The sequence below is a fragment of the Streptomyces sp. HUAS YS2 genome (genome assembly GCF_033343995.1).
In the GTDB taxonomy this organism is placed as follows: Bacteria; Actinomycetota; Actinomycetes; order Streptomycetales; family Streptomycetaceae; genus Streptomyces; species Streptomyces solicathayae.
This window is the reverse complement of the sequence record NZ_CP137573.1, coordinates 2873710-2899315: the sequence shown is the minus strand read 5'-3', so window position 1 is coordinate 2899315 and position 25606 is coordinate 2873710. Positions and strand designations below refer to the sequence as shown.

Genomic DNA, 25606 nt, shown 5'->3' with positions numbered 1-25606 from the left:
GTCTCCTAGGGGTCCGCCGTGCTGGGGGGCGTACCGGGGCGACGGAGCCGTCAGGGCGCGTGACGGTCGCGGGCGCCCAGGCCCTCGTCGTCGGAGTCCGTCCAGAGCGCGTCGTCGTACGGGGTGTCGGGGATGCTCACGAGCCCGGACTTGTCCGGCGGGGGGCTCGCCGACCCGCCGCCCGGGGCCCTTTTCTCCAGTTCCTCGACCTTGCGGTTCAGCTCGTCGAGGGTGCGCCGTACGGCGTTCAGCTCGTCCTGCAGGGACATGGGGTTGCCCTCACTTCCGCGGTGGCGGGGGTGAACACGCGCCTAGGAGTGTCGCGCGTCACATCACTGGTTGGGAAGCCGTGTGCGGGGATTCCACTCGTCCGGGGCGGCGGCGGTTGAGCCGCACGGGTGGGTTCGCGGGCGGCGCCGCCGTGTCGCCCTGTACGGGCGCGTTCCGTCCTCTTCAGTGTATGGGCATTAGGTGTGATCATCGCCAAATTCCACAAACCAGGACGAAGAGGTACAAGCCATGTCCCAGTTCGGCGCCGCTCTTCGTGGCAGGACCGGCCCCCGGAGCCCCCGCTCCCGCACCCTCCGCTCGGTCGCGCTGGTCTCCAGCGGTGTGCTCGGCGTCTCCCTGCTCGCCGGCTGCAGCTCCGGCGAGGACGAGAGCGGGTCCCCGGTCGCCGCCCAGGACCTCGCGCCGGCCGTCCGCGACAAGGTCGCCGACGGCGGCACCGTGCGCTGGGCCGTGGACGCGATGCCCACCACCCTCAACACCTTCCAGGCGGACGCCGACGCGGCGACCTCCCGGGTCGCCGGGGCCGTCCTGCCCTCGCTCTACACCCTCGACACCCGCGGCCGGCCGGCGCTCAACCCGGACTATCTGGAGTCCGCGCGGATCGTCGAGCGCGAACCCAAGCAGGTGGTGCTCTACAAGCTCAACCAGCAGGCGGTGTGGAGCGACGGCCGGGAGATCGGCGCACCGGACTTCGTGGCCCAGTGGCGGGCGCTGAGCGGCCGGGACACCGCGTACTGGACCGCGCGGAACGCCGGCTACGAGCGCATCGAGAAGATCGAGAAGGGCGCGAACGACCTGGAGGTGCGCGTCACCTTCAGCAAGCCGTACGCCGACTGGCAGTCGCTGTTCAGTCCCCTCTATCCGAAGGACGTGACGGGCACGCCGGCCGCCTTCAACGAGGGCGCGCGCGCCACGCTCAAGGCGACCGCGGGGCCCTTTCGGATCAAGACGTTCGACCGGAAGACCGGCTCCATCACCCTGGACCGCAATCCGCGCTGGTGGGGTCAGCCGGCCAAGCTGGACTCGCTGGTGCTGGCGGCGGTGCCGCGCGCGGACCGGGGCGCGGCGCTCGCCAAGGGCAGCGTGGACCTGGCCGAGATCGACCGCTCGGTGGCCGACCGCATCGCCCGGGCGGTACGGGACGAGGGGGCAGGCGGCAGCAAGGCGCTGACCCACGGCCCGGGCGCCGCGATCACCCCGTCCGCGGCCCTGAAGTCCTGGGCGCTCGCGTACGGCTCCGACGAGGGCCAGGCGGCGACCGTCCGGGCCGCGCGGCAGAAGAACCAGGAGGCGATCGCCGCGTACGCGGCCGAGCAGAACGCCCTGAAGCAGTTCCGGGTCCGCAAGTCCCTTGAGCCCGCCTACACCCAGCTCTCGCTGAACGGCGAGTCCGGGCCGCTCGCCGACGAGCGCGTGCGCCGGGCCGTCGCCCGGGCCCTGGACCGCAAGGAGCTGGCCGAGGTCGTGCTCTCCCCGCTGGGCCTGCCCGCGAAGCCGCCCGGCAGCCATCTCGCCCTCGCCGGCCAGGCCGCGTACGCCGACAGCAGCAACGCGCTCGGCGAGCAGGACGCCCAGGAGGCGAAGGCTCTGCTCGCGGACGCCGGCTGGGTGCCGGGCGGTGCGACGAAGAAGCCTGCCGGGACCAAGGCGGGCGCGGAACCGGCGAAGAAGGACGCGGCGGAGAAGAAGGCCGACGGGAAGAAGACGTCGGAGAAGAACAGGGGCGACTCCGCCTCCGACGACGGCCTCTACATCGTCGGCGACGACAAGCCGGGCGAGGTCCCGCCCGGCACCGTGCTCCCCGGCGGCCGGGCCCCGGCCGACACCCCGGCCGCGCCGCCCGCGGCCGCGGGCGGCCGGGACGGCAAGGCCGGCGAGCCCCGGGTAGGCGGCGCCGACAACGGCACCCACGTGCTCGCCCCGGCGGCCGGCGCCGCGACGCAGGGCGAGGCCCTGCTCGGGCAGGCCGCGGCCATCGGCTCGGCGCAGTCCGTCACCGGTGACCAGGACGCCGTGGCCGGCGCGTACGCCCCGGCCGGCACCGCGGCTCCCGCCCCGGCCGGCACCGCGGCGGGCGGGCCGCTCGGCAAGGACGGCAAGGCGCTGACCCTCCGCTTCGTCCTGCCGTCGGGGCCGGGCTCGGAGTCGCTGCGCCAGGTCGGCGACAAGATCGTCCAGATGCTCGACGAGGTCGGCATCAGCACCGAGATCACCAAGGTGGCGGACGACAGCTTCTTCAAGGACCACGTGGCCGCGGGCGAGTACGACCTCGCCCTCTACTCCTGGCCCGCCTCGGCCTTCCCGGCCACCGACGCCAGACCGATCTTCGCCAAGCCGGAACCCGCCTCGGACGGCTCGCTGCTCGTCGAGCAGAACTACTCCCGGGTCGGCACCGACAGAATCGACCAGTTGTTCGATCAGGCCGTCTCCGAGCTGGACGAGGAGCAGGCCCGTGAGCTGGTGAAGCAGGCCGACGCCCGGATCTGGGCCGCCGCCGGTTCCATCCCGCTCTATCAGCGGCCCCAGCTGGTCGCCGCCCGCCACGAGCTGGTGAACGCCGGCGCCTTCGGCTTCGCGGCGCCGCGCTATCAGGACATCGGCTGGAAGAAGCCCGAATCCTCCAAGGGTGCGAAGAACTAGTCGGCCGGAACGCCGGAATCCCCCGGCGCAAGCTCAGAATCGGCTCAAGTCCCTTGCCCGCCGGCTCGCCCGGCGGGCAAGATCGCCGATGCCCTTGACCCGGGCGCACCACCACCCCCCACAGCGACAAATGCGTGCACATCCCGGTCTCCCCCACGCCGGGACGTGGCTTGTTCTCCCCTTCTCCTCCCGCGCTTCCGGTGCTCTTCACTCCGGCCCGGGAAGCCCATGGCGCGGCGGCCCCGTACCATGGGAGGAGCCGTGGCGCGTCCCCGCCCGGCGGGCGTACGAGGACAAGAGACTCTCTGCGACGCCTGACCCACGATCCGAGAGAAGCGCAAGCCACTCATGCCCACGCGCCATGACATCCGCAATGTCGCCATCGTCGCCCACGTCGACCACGGCAAGACGACCATCGTCGACGCCATGCTCAAGCAGGCCGGCGCCTTCGCCGCCCACCAGCAGCTCGACGACCGGATGATGGACTCGAACGACCTGGAGCGTGAGAAGGGCATCACGATCCTCGCCAAGAACACGGCGGTGAAGTATCACCCCAAGGACGGCGGGGCCCCGATCACGATCAACATCATCGACACCCCCGGCCACGCCGACTTCGGTGGCGAGGTCGAGCGCGGTCTGTCGATGGTCGACGCCGTCGTCCTGCTGGTGGACGCCTCCGAGGGCCCGCTGCCCCAGACGCGCTTCGTGCTGCGCAAGGCCCTGCAGGCCCGCATGCCCGTCATCCTCTGCATCAACAAGACGGACCGCCCGGACTCCCGGATCGACGAGGTCGTCAACGAGACCTACGACCTCTTCCTGGACCTGGACGCGGACGAGGACCAGATCGAGTTCCCGATCGTCTACGCCTGCGGCCGTGACGGCATCGCCTCGCTGACCAAGCCGGAGGACGGCACCGTCCCGGCCGACAGCGAGAACCTGGAGCCGTTCTTCTCCACCATCCTGGAGCACGTGCCGGCCCCGACGTACGAGGAGGACGCGCCGCTCCAGGCCCACGTCACCAACCTCGACGCCGACAACTTCCTCGGCCGTATCGCGCTGCTCCGCGTCGAGCAGGGCGAGCTGCGCAAGGGCCAGACGGTTGCGTGGATCAAGCGCGACGGCTCGATCCAGAACGTCCGCATCACCGAGCTGATGATGACCGAGGCGCTCACCCGCAAGCCGGCCGAGGTCGCCGGCCCCGGTGACATCTGCGCCGTCGCGGGTATCCCCGAGATCATGATCGGCGAGACCCTGGCCGACCCGGAGAACCCGATCGCGCTGCCGCTCATCACGGTGGACGAGCCGGCCATCTCCATGGTCATCGGCACCAACACCTCCCCGCTGGTCGGCCGTGGCGGCACCGGCAAGGGCGCGGACGCGAAGGCCGCGGTCAAGGACCGCAAGGTCACCGCCCGCCAGGTGAAGGACCGTCTGGACCGCGAGCTGATCGGTAACGTCTCGCTCCGCGTCCTCGACACCGAGCGCCCGGACGCCTGGGAGGTCCAGGGCCGTGGTGAGCTCGCGCTCGCCATCCTGGTCGAGCAGATGCGCCGTGAGGGCTTCGAGCTCACCATCGGCAAGCCCCAGGTCGTCACCAAGGAGGTCGACGGCAAGGTCCACGAGCCCGTCGAGCGCATGACGATCGACGTGCCCGAGGAGCACATGGGCGCGGTCACGCAGCTCATGGGTGTCCGCAAGGGCCGCATGGACAACATGTCGAACCACGGCTCCGGCTGGGTCCGCATGGAGTTCGTCGTTCCGTCCCGTGGCCTCATCGGCTTCCGCACGGAGTTCCTGACCCAGACCCGCGGTACGGGCATCGGCCACTCCATCCACGAGGGCCACGAGCCCTGGTTCGGCACGCTGACGACCCGTAACAACGGCTCCCTGGTCGCCGACCGCGCGGGTGCGGTCACCGCCTTCGCGATGACCAACCTGCAGGAGCGCGGCGTCCTGTTCACCGACCCCGGCACCGAGGTGTACGAGGGCATGATCGTCGGCGAGAACTCGCGCTCCGACGACATGGACGTGAACATCACCAAGGAGAAGAAGCTCACCAACATGCGCTCCTCCTCGGCCGACTCCTTCGAGGCGATCGTCCCGCCGCGGAAGCTCTCCCTGGAGCAGTCGCTGGAGTTCTGCCGCGACGACGAGTGCGTCGAGGTCACCCCGGAGGCCGTGCGCATCCGCAAGGTCGTCCTGGACCAGAAGGAGCGCGGTCGTACCGCCTCGCGCGCGAAGAACGGCTGACCTGCCTGAACGCGCTGAAGTGACGTACGTCACGGCTTACTGACGACGCGTCATCCAAGGGTCCGGTCCCCCGCAGACACTGCGGGGGACCGGGCCCTTCGTCAAATCCATTTGGCTCGGCGGGTGTCCGGTAATCGGTCGTCGCTCTCCGGAACGTGTGTTAACGGTCCGTTTCGGGGGTGTCTGTCTGTGCTCGCTTTGTCCGGATTTCGGTCTCATGGCCCATCCTGATGTTGCCAAAACGAGACCACTTAAGTGTGGTTTACAGCCCTGGCGTACTTAATAGTTGGCTCCATTGAGCTCGGGTCAATGGGTCACGCACTGTGGGGAGTGCCGACTCACGAGCACACTCGGGGTACTTGAGTACTCGCCGTCAGGGGTGTCGGCGATCCTCGGAAGTGCCCCCTCTTGTAGTGACAAAAGTGGACTCATGAGGAGGAACCCATGCGCGGTGCCAAGAGCGCCAAGTGGGTAGCGGGCGCGATTGTCGTCGCCCTGGCAGCGACCGCCTGTGGCGGGGGCAGCGACAAGGGCAACGACGCCAAGGGTGAAGTCGACCCGAACGGCATCTTCTCCATCGAGGTGGGCGAGCCCGAGAAGCCGCTCTACACCGGTGACACCATGGAGTCCAACGGCTCCATCGTCATGGCCGGCCTGTTCTCGACCCTGGTCGACTACAAGGACGACGGCTCGCTGGAGATGATCAACGCCGAGTCGGTGGAGACCACCGACTCGAAGATGTGGACCGTCAAGCTCAAGAAGGGCTGGAAGTTCCACGACGGCACCCCGGTGACCGCCAAGTCCTACGTGGACGCGTGGAACTGGAACGCCAACATCGACAACGCCATGGGCCTGTCGTCCTGGTTCGCCGACATCAAGGGCTTCGACAAGGTCCACCCCGAGGCTGAGGGCGCCAAGTCCACCGCCAAGGAGCTCGAGGGCCTGAAGGTCGTCGACGACAGCACCTTCACCATCGAGCTCTCGAAGGCCACCCCGGCCTTCGGCCACAAGCTCGCCTACATCGTCTTCGCGCCGCTGCCGGCGTCCTTCTACAAGGACACCAAGGCCGCGGGCCAGAAGCCGGTCGGCAACGGTCCCTACAAGTTCGACAGCTGGGACCACAAGAAGCAGATCAAGATCGTCCGCAACGACGACTACACCGGCCCGAACAAGGCGAAGAACGGTGGTGTGATCTTCAAGAACTACACCACCCTCGAGGCCGCGTACGAGGACCTGAAGTCCGGCAACGTCGACGTTCTGCGTCAGATCGGCCCGAAGGACCTCCCGGTCTACCGCCAGGACCTCGGCGACCGCGCCGTGGACCAGCCGTACTCCTCGATCCAGACGCTGGCCATCGCGTTCTACGCGGACCAGTGGAAGAAGCCGAAGCAGGTCAACCCGAAGGTCATCCAGGGCCTTTCGATGGCGATCGACCGCGCCACGATCACCAAGACGGTGCTCCAGGGCACCCGCGAGCCGGCGACCGGCTGGGTCGCCAAGGGTGTTCTCGGCTACCAGGAGAACGGCGCGGGCGACATCACCAAGTACGACCCGGCCAAGGCCAAGGCGCTCATCGCGGAGGGTGGCGGCGTCCCGAACAACGCCATCACCATCCAGTTCAACGCGGACGGCGGCCACAAGGAGTGGGTCGACGCGGTCTGCAACAGCATCACCCAGGCCACCCAGGTCAAGTGCACGGGTGACAGCAAGCCGGACTTCCAGGCCGACCTGACCGCTCGTAAGAGCAAGCAGGTCAAGTCGATCTACCGCTCCGGTTGGGTGCTGGACTACCCGATCAACTCCAACTTCATCAGCGACCTGTTCCGTACCGGCGCTGCGGGTAACCAGGGCGACTTCAGCAACAAGGAGCTGGACGCGAAGATCGCGGCCGCCGACGGTGCTGCGACGCTCGACGAGTCGGTCAAGCAGTTCCAGGAGATCGAGAAGTCCCTGGTCAACTACATGCCGTCGATCCCGCTCTGGTACTACAAGGTCAACGCGGGCTACTCGGAGAAGGTCTCCGGCGTGAAGTACGGCCAGGACGGCGACCCGATCCTGACCGGCGTCGAGGTCAAGAAGTAATCACCCAAGCGTAGTCCGCAAGCCGTCGCGGGCCTGACGGAACGTCAGTCCCGCTGATGGCGCCTTACGCAGTGGCTGGGGGGCCCTTCCACCGCATACCCGTACCCGTTGGGGGAACGGTGTGCCGTGGGAGGGCCCGTCGGCTGCGGCTGTCACATCTCAACGGAGGCATGATGGGGCGCTATGTCGCACGACGACTGCTCCAGATGATCCCGGTATTCCTCGGGACAACCTTTCTGATCTTCTTCATGGTCTACAGCCTGCCCGGCGACCCCGTGCTGGGGCTGTTCGGCGACAAGGGCGTCGACCCGGCCACGCTCGCCGCGAAGAGACATGAACTGGGCCTGGATCTGCCGATCTGGGAGCAGTACTGGAACTACATGACCAACATCATCCTGCACTTCGACTTCGGCAACCAGATCCGTAATGGTCGCCCGGTCACCGAAGTGCTGGGTGACGCGTTCCCCATCACCCTGCAGCTTGCTGCGATGGCCTTCGTGTTCGAGCTGGTCTTCGGCATCGGCCTGGGTGTCATCGCCGGTCTCAAGGCGGGTCGCCTGGCGGACAACGCCATCCTGATCTTCACGCTGCTGATCATCTCGATCCCGGTCTTCGTGCTCGGCTACATCATCAAGATGGTGTTCGCCTTCCAGCTCGAGTGGATCGAACCCAACGTCAGCAACGACCAGTTGTTCTCCGAGATGCTCGCGCCGGCCATCGTGCTCGGCGGACTCTCACTGGCGTACGTCGCGCGGCTGACCCGTACCTCGATGGCGGAGAACCTGCGCGCCGACTACATGCGCACGGCCGTCGCCAAGGGCCTGCCGAAGAGCCGCGTCATCGGCGTGCACCTGCTGCGCAACTCGATGATCCCGGTCGTCACCTTCCTCGGCACCGACATCGGCGCCCTCATGGGTGGCGCGGTCGTCACCGAAGGCATCTTCAACGTCAAGGGCATCGGCGGCGTCATCTACGAGTCGATCTCCCGTCGCGAGGGCACGACCATCGTCGGCCTCGTCACCATTCTGGTGATCGTCTACCTCGTCACCAGCCTGCTCGTCGACCTGCTGTACGCGGTCCTGGACCCGAGGATCCGTTATGCCTGACGTGACCAAGACCGCTCCCGCCGTCGAAGAGACCGCCGCAACCCCCTCCGCGCCGGACACCGCGACCGCGGCGAAGCAGGACAAGGCGCGCTCCCTCTGGGGCGATGCCTGGGCCGACCTGCGCCGCAACCCGTACTTCCTGGTCTCGTCGGTGCTGATCGTCCTGCTGCTGCTGATCTCGGCGTGGCCGACGCTGTTCACCAGCGCCTCGCCCACCACCGGCGACCTCGTCAAGCACTACGTGGGCAAGCCCGAGCTGGGCAACATCGGCTCCGAGGGCTGGCTCGGCTACGACATCCAGGGCCGCTCCGTCTACGCCCGCCTGATCCACGGCACCCGTGCCTCGATCGCGGTCGGCATCCTCGTGACCCTGTTCGTCACCGTCGTCGGCGGCATCATGGGCATGCTCGCCGGCTACTTCGGCGGAATCACGGACGCGATCCTGTCCCGCATCACGGACATCTTCTTCGGCATCCCGTTCCTGCTGGGCGCCATGGTGGTCCTTCAGGCCTTCACCGAGCGCACCACCATGGTGGTCGTGTTCGCCCTGGCGTTCCTCGGCTGGACCCAGATCACCCGCGTCATGCGCGGTGCGGTGATCACCGTCAAGCAGGCCGACTACGTGCACGCCGCGAAGGCGCTCGGCGCCGGCACCGTCCGCATCCTGTTCCGGCACATCCTGCCGAACGCGGTGGCCCCGGTGATCGTCGTCGCCACCATCGCCCTGGGCGGTTACATCTCGGCCGAGGCCACGCTCTCGTACCTGGGTCTGGGCTTCGCCGCCCCGACCGTCTCGTGGGGCGTCGACATCTCGGCGGGTGTGGCGGCGATCCGTACGTCTCCGCACATCCTGCTGTGGCCGTCGATCATGCTCAGCCTCACCGTTCTGGCGTTCATCATGCTCGGCGAAGCCGTCCGCAACGCCCTCGACCCCAAGCTGCGCTGAGGAGGGCGTAAACAGTGACCATCATCGACAACACCGCGACGGTCCCCGCGCCCCGCGACGGCGACGACTACACCGGGCCGCTGCTCGAAGTGCGTGACCTGCACGTCGAGTTCCACACCCGGGACGGCGTGGCCAAGGCCGTCAACGGCGTCAACTACAGCGTGGACGCGGGCGAGACGCTCGCCGTGCTCGGCGAGTCCGGCTCCGGCAAGTCCGTCACCGCGCAGGCCATCATGGGCATCCTCGACATGCCGCCCGGCAAGATCCCGCAGGGCGAGATCATGTTCCGCGGCGAGGACATGCTCAAGATGTCCTTCGAGGAGCGCCGGAAGATCCGCGGCCGCAAGATCGCGATGATCTTCCAGGACGCGCTGTCCTCCCTCAACCCGGTGCTCACCGTCGGCTACCAGCTCGGCGAGATGTTCCGGGTGCACCACGGCATGTCCAAGAAGGACGCCAAGGTCAAGGCCATCGAGCTGATGGACAGGGTCAAGATCCCGGCCGCCGCGGCCCGGGTCAACGACTACCCCCACCAGTTCTCCGGCGGTATGCGCCAGCGCATCATGATCGCCATGGCGCTGGCCCTGGAGCCGGACCTGATCATCGCGGACGAGCCGACCACCGCGCTCGACGTGACCGTCCAGGCCCAGGTCATGGACCTGCTCGCGGAGCTCCAGCGCGAGTACAACATGGGTCTGATCCTGATCACCCACGACCTCGGCGTGGTCGCCGACGTCGCGGACAAGATCGCGGTCATGTACGCCGGCCGGATCGTCGAGCAGGCGCCCGTGCACGAGCTGTACAAGCGCCCCGCGCACCCGTACACCAAGGGCCTGCTCGACTCGATCCCGCGCCTGGACCAGAAGGGCCAGGAGCTGTACGCGATCAAGGGCCTGCCGCCCAACCTGCTCAAGGTGCCGTCCGGCTGCGCCTTCAACCCGCGCTGCCCGAAGGCCGAGGACATCTGCCGCACGGAGATCCCGGCCCTGACGCCGGTCGCCGAGCAGGGCGGCGTGGAGCTGCCGGGCCGCAAGAGCGCCTGCCACTTCTGGAAGGAGACGATCCATGGCTGAGCTCAGCAAGACGGACGACGCCGCGGACGCGACTCCGAACGTCACCGAGGTGCACGAGGTCGAGGCCCGCAGCGAGGCGGAGGCCGTAGCCGCTCTCGAGGCTCCGGTCCAGCGTGGTGAGCCGATCCTCCAGGTGCGCAACCTGGTCAAGCACTTCCCGCTGACCCAGGGCATCCTGTTCAAGAAGCAGGTTGGCGCGGTCAAGGCCGTGGACGGGGTCTCCTTCGACCTCTACCAGGGCGAGACCCTCGGCATCGTGGGCGAGTCCGGCTGTGGCAAGTCCACCGTCGCGAAGCTGCTCATGAACCTGGAGCGGGCCACCGCGGGCGAGGTCTTCTACAAGGGCCAGGACATCACCAAGCTGTCCGGCCGTGCGCTGAAGGCCGTCCGCCGGAACATCCAGATGGTGTTCCAGGACCCGTACACCTCGCTGAACCCGCGTATGACGGTCGGCGACATCATCGGCGAGCCCTTCGACATCCACCCCGAGGTGGCCCCGAAGGGCGACCGGCGCCGCAAGGTGCAGGAGCTGCTCGACGTCGTCGGTCTGAACCCGGAGTACATCAACCGGTACCCGCACCAGTTCTCCGGCGGTCAGCGCCAGCGCATCGGCATCGCCCGCGGCCTCGCGCTCAACCCGGAGATCATCATCTGCGACGAGCCGGTCTCCGCGCTCGACGTGTCGGTGCAGGCGCAGGTCATCAACCTGATGGAGAAGCTCCAGGACGAGTTCAACCTGTCCTACGTCTTCATCGCGCACGACCTGTCGATCGTCCGGCACATCTCCGACCGGGTCGGCGTCATGTACCTCGGCAAGATGGCCGAGATCGGTACGGACGCGCAGATCTACGACCACCCGACGCACCCCTACACCCAGGCGCTGCTGTCGGCGGTCCCGGTCCCGGACCCGGACGCGCGTGAGCACCGCGAGCGGATCATCCTGACGGGTGACGTCCCCTCGCCGGCGAACCCGCCGTCGGGCTGCCGCTTCCGCACCCGGTGCTGGAAGGCGCAGGACAAGTGCTCCACCGAGATCCCGGTGCTCGCGATCCCGGAGCGGTTCAAGGGTCAGGACACCCTGGCCGCGCACGAGTCCGCGTGTCACTTCGCCGAGGAGAAGGACGTCCTGCACGTCTGATCGAGTGAGCGAGGAGGGCCCCGGCACCCGAGTGGGTGCCGGGGCCCTCGTGCGTCCGGGTGCGGTGGACGTGCATGGCGCCCGTTATGGGGTGATATTGGGGCCTACGTGAGCATCTGGACACTCAGGAGGACTCCATGCGCGGAGCCACCCACGCCAAGTGGGCCGCACTGGCCACGGCCGTCGCCCTGGCCGCTACCGCCTGCGGAGGCGGCGACGACGGCGGTGGAGGCGGTGGTGGTGGCGCGGACGGGATCGTGAGTTCCTCCTGGACCGACCCGCAGAACCCGCTGGAGCCCGCCAACACCAACGAGGTCCAGGGCGGCAAGGTGCTCGACATGATCTTCCGCGGTCTGAAGCGCTACAACGCCAAGACCGGCGCGGCCGAGGACATGCTCGCCGAGAAGATCGTGACCACCGACTCGATCAACTTCACGGTCACCGTCAAGACCGGCTGGACGTTCTCCAACGGGGAGAAGGTCACCGCCAAGTCCTTCGTGGACGCCTGGAACTACGGCGCCAACCTGAAGAACAACCAGAAGAACGCTCCCTTCTTCGGCTACATCGAGGGCTACGACCAGGTGCACCCCGAGTCGGGGCAGCCCAAGGCGCAGACCATGTCCGGCCTCAAGGTCGTCGACGACCAGAACTTCACGGTCAAGCTCACCCAGAAGTTCTCCACCTGGCCCGACACCCTCGGCTACAGCGCGTTCTCCCCGCTGCCCCAGTCCTTCTTCGACGACCACGCCGGCTGGCTCGCCAAGCCGGTCGGCAACGGGCCGTACACCATCCAGTCGTACGCCAAGGGCTCGCAGATGGAGCTCACGCGCTGGAACGACTACCCCGGCACGGACAAGGCGCAGAACGGCGGCATCACCCTCAAGGTGTACACCGACAACAACACCGCCTACACCGACCTGACGGCCGGCAACCTCGACCTCGTCGACGACGTGCCCGCCTCGCAGCTCAAGAACGTCTCGGCGGACGTCGGCGACCGCTACATCAACGAGCCGGCCGGCATCATCCAGACGCTGTCCTTCCCGTTCTACGACCCGGCCTGGAACAAGCCGGGCCAGGAGAAGCTCCGCCAGGGGCTCTCCATGGCGATCGACCGCCAGCAGATCACCGAGACGATCTTCCAGAAGACCCGCACCCCCGCCGTCGACTGGACCTCTCCGGTCCTCGGCGAGGACGGCGGCTTCAAGGACATCTGCGGCGAGTTCTGCAAGTACGACGCGGCCGAGGCGAAGAAGCTGGTCGCCGAGGGCGGCGGCATCCCCGGCGGCACGATGAAGATCTCGTACAACGCCGACACCGGCTCCCACAAGGAGTGGGTGGACGCCGTCTGCAACTCCATCAACAAGGCCCTCGGGAACACCAAGGCCTGCGTCGGCAACCCCATCGGCACCTTCGCCGACTTCCGTAACCAGATCACCGAGTCCAAGATGCCGGGCCCGTTCCGCGCCGGCTGGCAGATGGACTACCCGCTCATCCAGAACTTCCTCCAGCCGCTGTACTACACGGGCGCCTCGTCCAACGACGGCAAGTACTCCGACCCGGACTTCGACAAGCTGGTGAACCAGGCCAACGCGGAGACCGACACCGCGAAGGCCGTGGAGCTCTTCCAGCAGGCCGAGGGCGTCCTGCGGGACGACATGGGCGCCATTCCGCTCTGGTACCAGAACGGCAGCGCCGCCTACTCGGACCGGGTCGAGAACGTGGCCCTGAACCCGTTCAGCGTCCCCGTCTACAACGAGATCAAGGTCAAGTGACGTCAGGGCGGTGACGTACGGCCCGGCGACCCTCCCGCGCCGGGCCGTACGGTTTCCTCGAACCCCAGGAGCCCCTCATGGGTCGTTATGTGATCCGGCGTCTGCTGCAGATGATCCCGGTCTTCTTCGGCGCCACGCTGCTGATCTTCCTGATGGTCAACGTGATGGGCGACCCCATCGCCGGCCTCTGCGGCGACCGGGCCTGCGACCCGGCGACCGCCGCCCAGTTGCGCAAGGAGTTCGGCCTCGACAAGCCCGTGTGGCAGCAATACCTGACGTACATGGGCAACGTCTTCACCGGCGACTTCGGCACCGCCTTCAACGGACAGCCGGTGACCGAACTGATGGGCCAGGCCTTCCCGGTCACCATCCGGCTCACCATCGTCGCGATCTTCTTCGAGATCGTCATCGGCATCACCCTCGGCGTCGTCACGGGCCTGCGCCGGGGCCGGCCGGTCGACACCGGCGTCCTGCTGATGACGCTCGTCGTCCTGTCCGTCCCGACCTTCGTCACCGGCCTGATCGTCCAGCTCCTGCTCGGCGTGAAGTGGGGCTGGATCTCCCCGGCCGTCTCCTCCGACGCCCCCATCGACGAACTCATCGTCCCCGGCCTCGTCCTCGCCTCCGTCTCCCTCGCGTACGTCACCCGGCTCACCCGGACCTCGATCGCCGAGAACAAGCGCGCCGACTACGTCCGCACCGCCACGGCCAAGGGACTGCCGCGCCGCCGGGTCATCACCCGGCACCTGCTGCGCAACAGCCTCATCCCGGTGGTCACGTTCATCGGTGCCGACATCGGCGCCCTGATGGGCGGCGCGATCGTCACGGAGCGGATCTTCAACATCCACGGCGTCGGCTACCAGCTCTACCAGGGCATCGTCCGGCAGAGCACGCAGACCGTCGTCGGGTTCGTGACCGTGCTGGTGCTGGTCTTCCTGCTGGCCAACCTGATCGTCGACCTCCTGTACGCCGTACTCGACCCGAGGATCCGCTATGCCTGACCAGCCCGAGCCGCACCACCCCGAGCCGATCGAGTCGTACGAAGAGGGCCAGGCCATCGCTCCGACCGGCGCCGGCGGCGCGTCAGACCTTGCCACGGCGGAGGCCGAGACCCTGGAGAAGACACCCGGCGGCCACGAGGGCACCGGCCCCGACAACAAGCCGCGCTCGCTGTGGTCCGACGCCTGGCGCGACCTGCGCCGCAACCCGGTCTTCATCATCTCGGGGCTGATCATCCTGTTCCTGGTGATCATCTCGATCTGGCCGTCCCTGATCGCCTCCGGCGACCCGCTCGACTGCGACCTGGCCAAGGCACAGGAGGGCTCCCAGCCGGGCCACCCCTTCGGCTTCAACGGCCAGGGCTGCGACGTGTACACGCGGACCGTCTACGGCGCCCGGACCTCCGTCTCCGTCGGTGTCCTCGCCACCCTCGGCGTGGCCCTGCTCGGCGGTGCGCTCGGCGGGCTCGCCGGGTTCTTCGGCGGCGCCTGGGACTCGGTGCTCTCCCGGATCACCGACGTCTTCTTCGCCATCCCGGTCGTCCTCGGCGGCCTCGTGCTGCTGTCCGTCGTCACCAGCAACACCGTCTGGCCGGTCATCGGCTTCATGGTGCTGCTCGGCTGGCCGCAGATCTCCCGGATCGCCCGCGGCTCCGTCATCACCGCCAAGGAGAACGACTACGTGCACGCCGCCCGGGCGCTCGGCGCGTCGAACTCGCGGATGCTGCTGCGGCACATCACGCCCAACGCGGTCGCGCCGGTGATCGTCGTCGCGACCATCGCGCTCGGCACGTACATCTCCCTGGAGGCCACCCTGTCGTACCTGGGCGTCGGGCTGAAGCCGCCCTCGGTCTCCTGGGGCATCGACATCTCCTCGGCCTCGCAGTACATCCGCAACGCCCCGCACATGCTGCTCTGGCCGGCCGGCGCGCTGGCGATCACCGTGCTCGCGTTCATCATGCTCGGCGACGCGGTGCGCGACGCCCTCGACCCGAAGCTGAGGTAGGCGCCCATGCTGCTCGAAGTCCGCGACCTGCACGTGGAGTTCCACACCAGGGAAGGGGTGGCCAAGGCGGTCAACGGCGTCAACTACTCGGTGGACGCGGGCGAGACGCTGGCGGTGCTCGGCGAGTCCGGCTCCGGCAAGTCCGTCACCGCCCAGGCGATCATGGGCATCCTCGACATGCCGCCCGGGAAGATCGCCGGCGGCGAGATCCACTTCCAGGGCCAGGACCTCCTGAAGCTCAAGGAGGAGGAGCGGCGGAAGATCCGCGGCGCGAAGATGGCGATGATCTTCCAGGACGCGCTGTCCTCCCTCAACCCGGTGCTCTCCGTGGGCGAGCAGCTCGGCGAGATGTTCGTCGTCCACCGGGGGATGTCGAAGAAGGACGCCAGGGCCCGGGCCGTCGAGCTGATGGACCGGGTCCGCATCCCGGCGGCGAAGGAACGCGTCGGGCAGTACCCGCACCAGTTCTCCGGCGGCATGCGGCAGCGCATCATGATCGCGATGGCGCTGGCGCTCGAACCCGAGCTGATCATCGCGGACGAGCCGACGACGGCGCTCGACGTGACGGTGCAGGCCCAGGTGATGGAACTGCTGGCCGAGCTCCAGCGCGAACTCAGCATGGGCCTGATCCTGATCACCCACGACCTCGGCGTCGTCGCCGACGTGGCCGACAAGATCGCCGTGATGTACGCCGGCCGGATCGTCGAACAGGCCCCGGTGCACGAGATCTACAAGGCGCCCGCCCACCCGTACACCCGCGGCCTGCTGGACTCGATCCCGCGCCTCGACCAGAAGGGGCAGGAGCTGTACGCGATCAAGGGCCTGCCGCCCAACCTGCTGGCGATCCCGCCCGGCTGCGCGTTCAACCCGCGCTGTCCGCTCGCGCAGGCCGTCTGCCGGACGGACGTGCCGCCGCTGTACGAGGTGACCGAGTCGCCGGTGCCGCGCACCAGCGCCTGCCACTTCTGGAAGGAGTGCCTCCATGGCTGACGGACAGGGCGGCGAGGCGATTCTCCAGGTCCGGGGCCTGCACAAGCACTACCCGCTGATGCAGGGCGTCGTGTTCAAGAAGCAGATCGGCGCGGTCCGGGCGGTCGACGGGGTCGACTTCGACCTGGGCGCGGGGGAGACCCTGGGCATCGTGGGCGAGTCCGGCTGCGGCAAGTCGACGGTCGCGAAGATGCTGGTCAACCTGGAGCGGCCGACGTCGGGCTCGATCTCGTACAAGGGCGACGACATCACCAAGCTGTCGCCGAAGGCGCTGAAGGCGGTGCGGCGCAACATCCAGATGGTCTTCCAGGACCCGTACACCTCGCTGAACCCGCGCATGACGGTCGGCGACATCATCGGCGAGCCGTACGACATCCACCCCGAGGTGGCCCCGAAGGGCGATCGGCGGCGCCGGGTCCAGGAACTCCTGGACGTGGTCGGCCTCAACCCGGAGTACATCAACCGCTATCCGCACCAGTTCTCGGGCGGCCAGCGACAGCGCATCGGCATCGCGCGCGGGCTGGCGCTGCGGCCGGAGATCATCGTGGCGGACGAGCCGGTGTCGGCACTGGACGTCTCGGTGCAGGCGCAGGTGGTGAACCTCCTGGAGAACCTCCAGTCCGAGTTCTCGCTCTCGTACGTGTTCATCGCGCACGACCTGTCGATCGTGCGGCACATCTCGGACCGGGTGGGGGTCATGTACCTGGGCCGGATCGTGGAGATCGGCACCGACGAGCAGATCTACGAGCATCCCACGCACCCCTACACGCAGGCGCTGCTCTCGGCGGTCCCGGTCCCGGACCCGGACGCCCGCGAGCACCGGGAGCGGATCATCCTGACCGGCGACGTGCCCTCCCCGGCGAACATCCCCTCCGGCTGCCGCTTCCGCACCCGCTGCTGGAAGGCCCAGGAGCGCTGCGCCCTGGAGGTTCCGGAACTGGCGGTCCCCGCGGTCTTCCGGCTCACCGACTCCCCGGCGAAGCACGACTCGGCCTGTCACTTCGCGGAGGAGAAGCATGTGGTCCCGGGCGAGGAAGAGGGCGAGGACGGGGCCGCTGGGGAGGGCGGGGTCGGTTAACGCGACGGCAACTCGGCCGACCCGGCTCCGATATACGGACCCGGCAAGCTGATCACCGTACGGCCGTGCGGGTGCCGTAGGCCGGCCGGAGCGCGCCATGTCGCTCCGGCCGGCCGACCCGTCTCAGCGGGAGCACCGCCTCACAGCGAGCGCTTCAGGAAGTCCACCTGGAGCAGCAGCAGGTTCTCCGCGATCTGCTCCTGCGGGGTCATGTGCGTCACGCCCGTCAGCGGCAGCACCTCATGGGGCCGGCCGGCCGCCAGCAGGGCCGAGGACAGCTTCAGTGAGTGGGCGACGACCACATTGTCGTCCGCCAGCCCATGGATGATCATCATCGGCCGCGCGGGGCTCTCCGCGCCCACCAGCCCCTCGTCCCACACCAGCGAGTTCGCCTCGTACACCTCGGGCCGCTCCTGCGGCGTCCCGCCCAGGTACCGCTCGGTGTAGTGGGTGTCGTACAGCCGCAGGTCGCTCAGCGGCGCGCCGACCACCGCCGCGTGGAAGACGTCCGGCCGCCGCAGCACCGCCATCGCCGCCAGGTAGCCGCCGTACGACCAGCCCCGGATGCCCACCCGCCCCAGATCCAGCGGGAACTCGCCCGCGAGGCCCTGCAGCGCCTCGATCTGGTCGTCCAGTGTGGGCGTCAGATCGCCCGCGATCGCCTTCTCCCACGCGGGCGACCGGCCCGGCGCGCCCCGCCCGTCCGCCACGATCACCGCGAACCCCTGGTCCGCGAACCACTGGGACGTCAAGTGCGGATTGTGCGCGGCCACCACCCGCTGTCCGTGCGGGCCGCCGTACGGATCCATGAGTACGGGGAGCGGTCCGTCCCCCTCCTCGTAGGTGGACGGGAGCAGGACGGCGCACGGAATTCGCCGTGCGCCCCCCTCCGTCAGGCGCACGCGGGCGGACAACACCGGTGTCTCCGCGTACGAGGCCACCACCGCCACCTCGGTCCCGTCCCGCAGCACCCGCGCCACGCTCCCCGGCGCGTCCGCCCGGGCCGACGAGAGCACCGTCACCCCGCCGCCTCGCACGGCCGAGTGAATTCCGGGCCCCTCGGACACCCGCTCCACGCCCAGCTCGTTCACGCGGTACACGTGGATCTCGCCGGTCTCCGGATCCTTCGCCTCCGTGCCCGCCGAGGCCGCCACCAGGACGTCGTTCTCCCCGATGTCCAGCACCGAGCGCAGGTGCAGCGCCGCCCCCGTCAGCGCCCTGTCGCCGACCGCCAGGACCCGCGCGCCCCCCTCGTCCACGATCCGCACCAGCCGCCCCCGCGGGTCCCAGGCCGGCGTCCCCGGGTGCAGGTCCAGCCAGACCGGGTCCTCGTCGACGTGCACGGTCCTGGTCGTCCCGGTCGCCGGATCCACCGCCAGGTACACCTGCGTGCGCTGGTCGCGGGCCTGGACGAGCAGCAGCGGCGCCCCGTTCCCCGACCAGTGCACCCGCGCCAGGTACGGGTACCGGCGCCGGTCCCAGACGACCTCCTGCCGGTCCCCGTCCAGGCCGATCAGGAACAGCCGCACCTCGGCGTTGTCCGTGCCCGCCGCCGGGTACGGCACCCGCTCCGGCTCCCGCTCCGGATGCGCCGGATCCGCGATCCACCACCGTGCGACCGGCGCATCGTCGACCCGCGCCACCAACAGCCGGTCCGACTCCGGCGACCACCAGAACCCGCGCGAGCGCGCCATCTCCTCGGCCGCCACGAACTCCGCCAGGCCGTACGTGGTGTGCGCGTCCTCCGGCTCGGCCAGCGCCCGGTCCTCCTCGCCCTCCGTGCCCGTCACCCGCAGCGCGCCCCGCGCCACGTACGCGACGTGCCGCCCGTCCGGCGACGGCCGCGGGTCGATCACCGGTCCCGGCGTGCGCAGTTCGCGTGCCGTGCCGGCCCTCAGCTCCGCCGTGAACAGCCGCCCGGACAGTGCGAACGCCGCCAACTCCACGGCCCCGTCCACCGCGTAGGCCACGATCCCCGCCGAGCCCTCGCGGCTCCGCTCCCGGCGCGCCCGCTCCTGCGCCGACAACTGCTCCGTGGCCCCGCCGAGCAGCTCGTCCGGGTCGGCCGCGACCCGCTCCCGCCCCGCCGCCCCGCTGCCGGTGTCCAGCACCCACAGCTGATGGGACCGCGTCCCGGACGGCGACCTCAGAAACACCACGCGCTCGCCGTCGGGCGACACCGTGAACCCGCGCGGGGCGCCGAGCGTGAAGCGCTGGGTCCTGGCGTACTGGCGCGGAAACGACAGAGGGACGGAAGGCTCGTTGACGGTCATGCGCCGAACCTAGCGGTGCGTGCGCCCCCTTGTGCCCCCGTACACCGAAGGATGCGTGGCCACACATAGTTATGATCCGTAGCGCTGGGTGGGTAGGAGTCTCCTGGCACATGCTCACTGCGCGACCCGAACGAATATCCGGCCGACACGTATGGAGGTGAACCGCCGTGGCACTCTCGATTTCGGCGGTGGTGCTGCTGGCGATCATCGTCTTCATCCTGATCAAGAAATCAGGGCTGAAGGGCGGGCACGCCGCGATCTGCATGCTGCTCGGCTTCTACCTGGCGAGCTCGACCGTCGCCCCCACGATCAGCACCTTCACCACCAACGTGGCCAGCATGATCGGCGGCATCAAGTTCTAGCTCCGCGGGCCCCGCCTCGTAGGGTGGGGCCCATGACGGATCTACCGGGCCGTCGTCTGCTCCTGGTGCACGCGCACCCCGACGACGAGTCGATCAACAACGGCGCCACCATGGCCAGGTACGCGGCGGAGGGCGCCCAGGTCACCCTGGTGACCTGCACCCTCGGCGAGGAGGGCGAGGTCATCCCGCCCGCGCTCGCGCACCTCGCACCCGACCGGGAGGACCGGCTCGGCGACCACCGCGTCGGCGAACTCGCCGCCGCGATGAAGGAGCTGGGCGTCACCGACCACCGCTTCCTGGGCGGCCCCGGCCGGTTCCGCGACTCAGGGATGATGGGCGTCGAGCAGAACCACCGGGCCGGCGCGTTCTGGAACACCCCCGTCGACGACGCCGCCGCGCTCCTCGTCGAGGTGATCCGCTCCGTCCGCCCGCAGGTGCTCGTCACGTACGACCCCGACGGCGGCTACGGCCACCCCGACCACATCCAGGCCCACCGCGTCGCCACGCGCGCCGCGGAACTGGCCGCCGACCCGGCCTTCCGCCCCGAGCTCGGCCCGGCCCACGAGATCGCCAAGATCTACTGGAACCGGGTGCCGCGCACGGTCGCCGAGGCGGCCTTCGCCCGGCTCCGCGCCGCGGACGCCGGCTTCCCCGGCATCGCCGCGATCGACGACGTCCCCGGCGTGGTGGACGACGCACTGATCACCACCGAGATCGACGGCACGGACTACGCGGAGCGGAAGACGGCGGCGATGCGCGCGCACGCCACCCAGATCGCGGTCGAGGGCCCGTACTTCGCCCTCTCGAACGACCTCGGTCAGCCCGTCTTCACCACGGAGTACTACGAGTTGGTGCGCGGCGCCTCCGGTGCACCGGCGGGCACGCGCGAGGACGACCTGTTCGCGGGGGTGGAGTCGTGAGCGCAGCGGTGAACGGCCGGGCGGGGCGCGGCGCCCTGGGCACGGCCGTGCGGGTCGCCGGCCACCTCGGGTTGCTCGCCCTGGGAGTCGTCGTCGGCGCGGCGGGCACGCTGGTCCAAGCGGCCTGGTTCCCGCTGGGGTTGCTGCTCGCCCTGCTCGCGACCGCCGCGCTGTTCTACGGCGCCCTGCGCGCCACCGGTTCCCAGCTCGGGATCGCCGCAGCCGCCGTGGGCTGGCTGGTTTCGATCGTTCTGCTCGCCCTCGGACGCCCGGAAGGCGACGGCCTGTTCGCGGGCGGACTCGGTGAGGCGGTGTTCCTGTTGGGCGGGATGGCCCTCGCTGTGATCTGCGCCACGATGTCAAGGCCTCCGGCGTCGACGTCCTGAACTCGCCGACTTCACGCGTGACCTGCCCGGACTTCGGCCGGATTGCCCGTTCCCGTTGCCCCGGCCGTCGGGTACGCGACGGCCGCGGCCAGTATGGTGGTGCCGCCGCCGAGCCGCCCGGGCACACGAGCACCAGCAACAAGCGGGCGGCGGAGCCAACCGGGAGAGCCTGCTTTGAGTCGTGAAACTGGTCGTGAGACCGACAGTTCGTCCTCCGGCGCCGCCCAGGGCCGTGGGGGAGCCGCGTACCCCTCGGGGACGCCGCCGTACGGATCCCGCCAGTATCCGTCGCTCCACCCCACGCAGGACGGCTCCGACGAGACCGCTGCCGCCGCGGGCGCTGCGGCCCGGCCGCAGCAGCCGGACGAGCCCAGGACCGAGACCACGCTGACGACCCGGATCCGGATCAACATTCCGGGGTCCCGGCCGATCCCGCCCGTCGTCGTGCGCAAGCCGGTCTCCGAGACGTCGCAGCAGCCGGCGGCCGAACAGCAGGCCGCGGCCGCGCCGGCCCCGAGCGCACCGGCCGGCCGTCCGGCGCCGGAGGCGGCCCCGGAGCCGCAGGCCGGCCAGGACGAGTCGAAGGCGACCAGCTCCTGGTTCGCGCCGCGCAAGACCGGCCCGGCACCCGCCGCCCCGGCCGCACCCACGCCCACGCCGACGCCCGCCCCGGGTCCCGGACCCGTGTCCGGCCCTGGTGGCCCCGGCGGCGCGCAGGGCCAGCCCGGCATGCCGTACTTCTCGGACGCCACGCAGCAAGGCGGCGGCCCGCAGGGCCTCGGCGGTCCGCAGGGTCCCGGCGGTCCGCAGGGCCTCGGTGGTCCCGGCGCGCCCATGGGCCCCGGTGGTCCCGGCCCTGGCGCTCCGATGGGCCCCGGTGGTCCCGGCGCGCCCATGGGCCCCGGTGGTCCCGGCCCCGGCGCTCCGATGGGCCCCGGCGGTCCCGGCCTTCCCGGAGCGCAGGACCGTCCCACCCCGTCCCTCGGCGTCCGTCCGCCGGCCGGTCCGACCGGCCCGACGACCGGCCCGGTCACCGGCGCCGCCAACCTCGGCGTGCCGCGGATGTCCGACGAGACCTTCCAGCTCTCCTCGGTGTCGCAGGAAGAGCTTCTGGCGGCCGGCGCCGACGGTCATGTCTCGGGCGACACGCTCACCAGCGGCATCCCCGTGGTCCCGCCGGAGAACCGCGGAGCGGCCAACCCGCTGGCCCCGCGGCTGTCGGACGGCCCCGACCCGATGCAGTTCTCGGCCCCCGACTTCCCGGGCCCCGCGTCGGCCTCTGACGGCGGCCGGCCCGGCTCGCCGTCCCGCCCGGCCGCGGCGGCCAGGCCGGCCCCCTCGGCCCCGGCGAAGAAGGGCCGCTCGAAGCTGGTCCTGGTCGCCTTCGGCGTCGTCGGCCTCGCCGGTGTCGCGTACGGCGCCGGTCTGCTGCTCAACCACGCGGACGTGCCGAAGGGCACCACGGTCCTCGGTGTCGACATCGGCGGCGGCACGAAGGAAGAGGCGGTCGCCAAGCTCGACGCGGCCTTCGGCGCGCGCGCCACGGCCCCGCTGAAGCTCTCCGTCGAGGGCAAGCAGGAGGAACTCGCCCCGGACAAGGCCGGACTGAGCCTGGACAGCCAGGCGACGGTCCGCGCGGCGGCGGGCAGTGACTACAACCCGGTCTCCGTGATCGGCTCCCTGTTCGGCGGCGAGCGCAAGGCCGAGCCGTTCATCCCGGTCGACGAGGAGAAGCTGGCCGTCGCCCTCTCGGACATCGCGGGCGCCTCCGGCTCCGCGAAGGAGGGCACGATCAAGTTCGAGCCGGGCCGCGCGGTCGCCGTGCCTGGCAAGGCGGGCAAGGGCCTCGACGTGGCGCGCTCGGTCGTCTCGGTGAAGGACGCCTACCGGGCGTACGTCCAGACCGGCCGGGCGAAGGTCGTCGAACTGCCGGTGACCACCCGCGAGCCCACGATCTCCCAGGCGGAGCTGGACCGGGCGATGAAGGAGTTCGCCAAGCCGGCGATGTCCGGCCTGATCACGATCAAGGCGGGCGCCAAGGAGATCAAGTTCGGCCCGGCGAAGTCGCTGCCGAAGATCCTGTCGATGCAGGCGATCGACGGCCGCCTGGTCGAGGTCTACGACAAGAAGGCCATCGACGAGCTCCTGGACGGCGTCTTCGACGGCATCATGATCACCAAGGCCGACGGCAAGAAGCACCAGGTCTCCGCCGACGACGTGGCCTTCGTGATGAAGGACGCGCTGGTCGGCAAGACCCCGGCGCAGCGCACGAAGACGATCGACCTCAACGGCAACGGCTGACGCCGAAGAGACAGTCGGACGAAGGCGGGCCGGAGCACCAGCTCCGGCCCGCCTTCGCGTCATCCGGCGGCGACGACCGGCCGGACCCTGGTCAGCATCAGGTCGAGAAAGCGCTCCGGCCGACGGAACGCGGCGAAGTGACTCGCGTCCTCGATGAGCGCGAAGTCCTTGACCGGCGCGGTCACATCGACGAAGAACCGGTGGGCCGCCGCGGCAGGAGTGAGCACGTCCGCGGCGCCCTGGAAGACAAAGAACGGGAGGCGGAACGCCGTGCCCTCCGCCCACTCGTCGACGAGCGCCGCCTCCGGTGCGAGCGACTCGGAGAAGGTCATGGCCCGGCCGTAGTCGCGCAGCCCGCGCAGGTCGTGCAGCGGCGAGAACCACAGCGAGCTCATCACCACCTTCTTCATCGTCTCGGCGGAGAGCGGGTCCGTGGTGAGGGCGAGCTTGCTGAACGCGGCCGACCGGCCCGCGCTCCACGCCGTCCGGTCCGCGCCCATCTCCAGGACCGTCGCCAGTTCCTTGCGCTTCCCTGCCCGCTCCAGACGCGAGAGCAGGCCGTCATACGCGGTGCGTTCACGCCCGCCGGCCTGGATGTTCTGGTCGGTGCCGACGTAGGCCGCGTACAGCTCCGGGTGGCGGCGGGCCAGCCGCAGCCCGAGCACGGTGCCGAACGAGTTGGCGACCAGCAGCACCCGCTCGACGCCCAGCCGGGCCCGCACGTGCTCGGTGACCTCGACCGCGTCGCGCTCCAGCCGGTCGAGGGTGAACTCGCCCTGCCCGTCCGGGCCGCCGTGCGCGAAGGTCGTGCCCGCGCCGCGCATGTCCCACCGGACGATCGTGAAGTGCCGCTCCCAGTCCCGGGTGCGCGGCAGGAACACGTGGTTGGAGGCTCCGGCGCCGCCGTGGATCTCCAGGATCACGGGGTTGCTCCGGTCGTCGCCGCGGACCGAGATCCACTGGTCGATGCCGCCGACGCGGACGAAGCCGGACTCGTCGATGCCGTGCGGAGCGGTGACGCGCAGGCGCTTCGCGAGCGCGGCGCGCCTGACCTGGCGGTGGCCGAGCAGTCCCGCGGCAGGAGCGGCGAGGAGTGCGGCGGAGGTGGTGACGACGGTGCCGAGCATGACGGGATCCCTCAACTGTTTATGCCGTAAGCAGTTCTGTTTAAGGTATATACAGTTACTGGTGCGGGCGTCAACACGAGAACGAGGGAGAACCGACATGGCCGGGACCGGCAAGGCGTCGGGCGGCGGCAGGCCGCGCGATCTGCGCGCGGGCATGGCGCTGCTGTGGGGCGAGCAGGACCAGCCCACCCGCGGCCCCAAGCCCAGCCTCACGCCGCGCCGCATCGCCGCCGCGGCGGTGGCCCTGGCCGACGCCGACGGGCTCGACGCGGCCTCCATGAGCAAGGTGGGCGCCGAGTTCGGCGTCTCGGCGATGGCGCTCTACCGCTACGTGCCGGGCAAGGCCGAACTGGTCGAGCTGATGGTCGAGTCCGTCCTGGAGGAATTGCCCGACCTCACCGTCGTCGGCGACGGCTGGCGGGACCGCCTCAAGGAGTGGGCCCGCCGGTCGCTGGACGTGTACCGGGCGCACCCCTGGCTCCTCGCGGCCACCGCGATGCGCCGTCAGCTCGTCGGGCCGAACCAGCTCGGCTGGCTGGACGCCGCCCTCGCGGCCCTCGAACCGGCCGGCCTGACCGGCCCCGAGCGGCACCAGGTCTTCCTGCTCGTGATCGGCCAGGTCCGCAATCTCGCCCAACAGGCTCTCGACTTCGACGAGGACCACGACCGCGAGTGGACCGCCCTGACCGGCGAACTCCTCGACCGGCACGCCGACCGCTTTCCGGCCCTGACCCGCGCTCTCGCGGACGGCGCGTTCGCGCCCACACCCGCCGTCGACCCGCTCGACTTCGGTCTGGAGCGCGTCCTCGACGGCGTCGAGGCCCTGATCGCCCGCGACCGCGCCTGAGGGACCGGCGCCGCTGCGGG

General features: G+C 69.9%; 20 protein-coding genes. 17 read left to right on the top strand and 3 right to left on the bottom strand.

Annotation, left to right across the window (positions count from 1 at the left end; translation table 11 throughout):
• Positions 1-50: 50 nt before the first annotated feature.
• Complete coding sequence (locus R2D22_RS13045) at positions 51-269, bottom strand: hypothetical protein (RefSeq protein ID WP_318103287.1); 219 nt, start codon at positions 267-269, stop codon at positions 51-53.
• Positions 270-519: 250 nt separating this feature from the next.
• On the opposite strand from R2D22_RS13045, the gene R2D22_RS13040 reads away from it, so the two are divergent.
• The 12 genes from R2D22_RS13040 (at position 520) to R2D22_RS12985 (ending at position 17370) form a co-directional block, all read left to right on the top strand.
• Positions 520-2931 carry an ABC transporter family substrate-binding protein gene (locus R2D22_RS13040; protein WP_318103286.1) on the top strand — a complete coding sequence of 804 codons (2412 nt, stop codon included), beginning with the start codon at positions 520-522 and terminating at the stop codon, positions 2929-2931.
• A 348-nt stretch (positions 2932-3279) separates the two neighbouring features.
• Positions 3280-5181 (top strand): translational GTPase TypA, encoded by a 1902-nt coding sequence (typA, locus tag R2D22_RS13035; protein ID WP_318103285.1) that lies wholly within the window; start codon positions 3280-3282, stop codon positions 5179-5181.
• A 444-nt stretch (positions 5182-5625) separates the two neighbouring features.
• Positions 5626-7263, top strand: coding sequence for a peptide ABC transporter substrate-binding protein (locus R2D22_RS13030; RefSeq protein WP_318103284.1), 1638 nt, complete (start codon positions 5626-5628; stop codon positions 7261-7263).
• Positions 7264-7436: 173 nt separating this feature from the next.
• Positions 7437-8369: an ABC transporter permease gene (locus R2D22_RS13025; protein WP_318103282.1), complete on the top strand. Its 933-nt coding sequence runs from the start codon at positions 7437-7439 to the stop codon at positions 8367-8369.
• Positions 8362-9315, top strand: a complete 954-nt coding sequence (locus R2D22_RS13020) for an ABC transporter permease (protein ID WP_318103281.1) — start codon at positions 8362-8364, stop codon at positions 9313-9315. The genes R2D22_RS13025 and R2D22_RS13020 overlap by 8 nt, the downstream gene beginning before the upstream one ends.
• Positions 9316-9329: 14 nt before the next feature.
• A complete protein-coding gene (locus R2D22_RS13015; protein WP_318103280.1) occupies positions 9330-10388 on the top strand; it encodes an ABC transporter ATP-binding protein in 1059 nt (352 codons plus the stop codon).
• The gene (locus tag R2D22_RS13010; RefSeq protein WP_318103279.1) at positions 10381-11526 is read left to right on the top strand and encodes an ABC transporter ATP-binding protein; all 1146 of its coding nucleotides are present in this window, start codon (positions 10381-10383) and stop codon (positions 11524-11526) included. The genes R2D22_RS13015 and R2D22_RS13010 overlap by 8 nt, the downstream gene beginning before the upstream one ends.
• A gap of 137 nt (positions 11527-11663) precedes the next feature.
• The gene (locus R2D22_RS13005; protein WP_318103278.1) at positions 11664-13298 is read left to right on the top strand and encodes a peptide ABC transporter substrate-binding protein; all 1635 of its coding nucleotides are present in this window, start codon (positions 11664-11666) and stop codon (positions 13296-13298) included.
• 77 nt (positions 13299-13375) lie between these two features.
• On the top strand, positions 13376-14299 hold the full coding sequence (locus R2D22_RS13000) for an ABC transporter permease (protein ID WP_318103277.1): 924 nt from the start codon (positions 13376-13378) through the stop codon (positions 14297-14299).
• Positions 14292-15302: an ABC transporter permease gene (locus R2D22_RS12995; protein ID WP_318103276.1), complete on the top strand. Its 1011-nt coding sequence runs from the start codon at positions 14292-14294 to the stop codon at positions 15300-15302. Before R2D22_RS13000 ends, R2D22_RS12995 begins: the two co-directional genes overlap by 8 nt.
• A 6-nt stretch (positions 15303-15308) precedes the next feature.
• A complete protein-coding gene (locus R2D22_RS12990; protein WP_318103275.1) occupies positions 15309-16292 on the top strand; it encodes an ABC transporter ATP-binding protein in 984 nt (327 codons plus the stop codon).
• Positions 16285-17370: an ABC transporter ATP-binding protein gene (locus tag R2D22_RS12985; RefSeq protein WP_318103274.1), complete on the top strand. Its 1086-nt coding sequence runs from the start codon at positions 16285-16287 to the stop codon at positions 17368-17370. Before R2D22_RS12990 ends, R2D22_RS12985 begins: the two co-directional genes overlap by 8 nt.
• Before the next feature lie 140 nt (positions 17371-17510).
• On the opposite strand, the gene R2D22_RS12980 is transcribed toward R2D22_RS12985, so the two are convergent.
• The gene (locus tag R2D22_RS12980; RefSeq protein ID WP_318103272.1) at positions 17511-19643 is read right to left on the bottom strand and encodes a prolyl oligopeptidase family serine peptidase; all 2133 of its coding nucleotides are present in this window, start codon (positions 19641-19643) and stop codon (positions 17511-17513) included.
• 167 nt (positions 19644-19810) lie between these two features.
• On the opposite strand from R2D22_RS12980, the gene R2D22_RS12975 reads away from it, so the two are divergent.
• From R2D22_RS12975 to R2D22_RS12960, 4 genes are all read left to right on the top strand, one after another.
• A complete protein-coding gene (locus tag R2D22_RS12975) occupies positions 19811-20005 on the top strand; it encodes a hypothetical protein (RefSeq protein WP_318103271.1) in 195 nt (64 codons plus the stop codon).
• 32 nt (positions 20006-20037) lie between these two features.
• Entirely contained in the window at positions 20038-20925 is an 888-nt protein-coding gene (gene mshB, locus R2D22_RS12970; RefSeq protein ID WP_318103270.1) for an N-acetyl-1-D-myo-inositol-2-amino-2-deoxy-alpha-D-glucopyranoside deacetylase, read from the top strand.
• The gene (locus R2D22_RS12965) at positions 20922-21311 is read left to right on the top strand and encodes a DUF6113 family protein (protein ID WP_318103269.1); all 390 of its coding nucleotides are present in this window, start codon (positions 20922-20924) and stop codon (positions 21309-21311) included. The genes mshB and R2D22_RS12965 overlap by 4 nt, the downstream gene beginning before the upstream one ends.
• Positions 21312-21485: 174 nt before the next feature.
• The gene (locus R2D22_RS12960; RefSeq protein ID WP_318103268.1) at positions 21486-23612 is read left to right on the top strand and encodes a hypothetical protein; all 2127 of its coding nucleotides are present in this window, start codon (positions 21486-21488) and stop codon (positions 23610-23612) included.
• 59 nt (positions 23613-23671) lie between these two features.
• On the opposite strand, the gene R2D22_RS12955 is transcribed toward R2D22_RS12960, so the two are convergent.
• Entirely contained in the window at positions 23672-24739 is a 1068-nt protein-coding gene (locus R2D22_RS12955) for an alpha/beta hydrolase (protein ID WP_318103267.1), read from the bottom strand.
• A 97-nt stretch (positions 24740-24836) separates the two neighbouring features.
• Here R2D22_RS12955 and R2D22_RS12950 point away from each other — a divergent pair, with 97 nt between their 5' ends.
• A complete protein-coding gene (locus tag R2D22_RS12950) occupies positions 24837-25586 on the top strand; it encodes a TetR/AcrR family transcriptional regulator (RefSeq protein ID WP_318103266.1) in 750 nt (249 codons plus the stop codon).
• Positions 25587-25606: the final 20 nt, after the last annotated feature.

Coding starts and splice junctions, on each gene's coding strand:
- mshB (WP_318103270.1), top strand. CDS start 20,038: ATGACGGATCTACCGGGCCGTCGTCTGCTCCTGGTGCACGCGCACCCC.
- R2D22_RS12990 (WP_318103275.1), top strand. CDS start 15,309: ATGCTGCTCGAAGTCCGCGACCTGCACGTGGAGTTCCACACCAGGGAA.
- R2D22_RS12955 (WP_318103267.1), bottom strand. CDS start 24,739: ATGCTCGGCACCGTCGTCACCACCTCCGCCGCACTCCTCGCCGCTCCT.
- R2D22_RS13000 (WP_318103277.1), top strand. CDS start 13,376: ATGGGTCGTTATGTGATCCGGCGTCTGCTGCAGATGATCCCGGTCTTC.
- R2D22_RS12985 (WP_318103274.1), top strand. CDS start 16,285: ATGGCTGACGGACAGGGCGGCGAGGCGATTCTCCAGGTCCGGGGCCTG.
- R2D22_RS13025 (WP_318103282.1), top strand. CDS start 7,437: ATGGGGCGCTATGTCGCACGACGACTGCTCCAGATGATCCCGGTATTC.
- R2D22_RS13005 (WP_318103278.1), top strand. CDS start 11,664: ATGCGCGGAGCCACCCACGCCAAGTGGGCCGCACTGGCCACGGCCGTC.
- R2D22_RS13030 (WP_318103284.1), top strand. CDS start 5,626: ATGCGCGGTGCCAAGAGCGCCAAGTGGGTAGCGGGCGCGATTGTCGTC.
- R2D22_RS12980 (WP_318103272.1), bottom strand. CDS start 19,643: ATGACCGTCAACGAGCCTTCCGTCCCTCTGTCGTTTCCGCGCCAGTAC.
- R2D22_RS13020 (WP_318103281.1), top strand. CDS start 8,362: ATGCCTGACGTGACCAAGACCGCTCCCGCCGTCGAAGAGACCGCCGCA.
- R2D22_RS12950 (WP_318103266.1), top strand. CDS start 24,837: ATGGCCGGGACCGGCAAGGCGTCGGGCGGCGGCAGGCCGCGCGATCTG.
- R2D22_RS13040 (WP_318103286.1), top strand. CDS start 520: ATGTCCCAGTTCGGCGCCGCTCTTCGTGGCAGGACCGGCCCCCGGAGC.
- R2D22_RS13010 (WP_318103279.1), top strand. CDS start 10,381: ATGGCTGAGCTCAGCAAGACGGACGACGCCGCGGACGCGACTCCGAAC.
- R2D22_RS12995 (WP_318103276.1), top strand. CDS start 14,292: ATGCCTGACCAGCCCGAGCCGCACCACCCCGAGCCGATCGAGTCGTAC.
- R2D22_RS13045 (WP_318103287.1), bottom strand. CDS start 269: ATGTCCCTGCAGGACGAGCTGAACGCCGTACGGCGCACCCTCGACGAG.
- typA (WP_318103285.1), top strand. CDS start 3,280: ATGCCCACGCGCCATGACATCCGCAATGTCGCCATCGTCGCCCACGTC.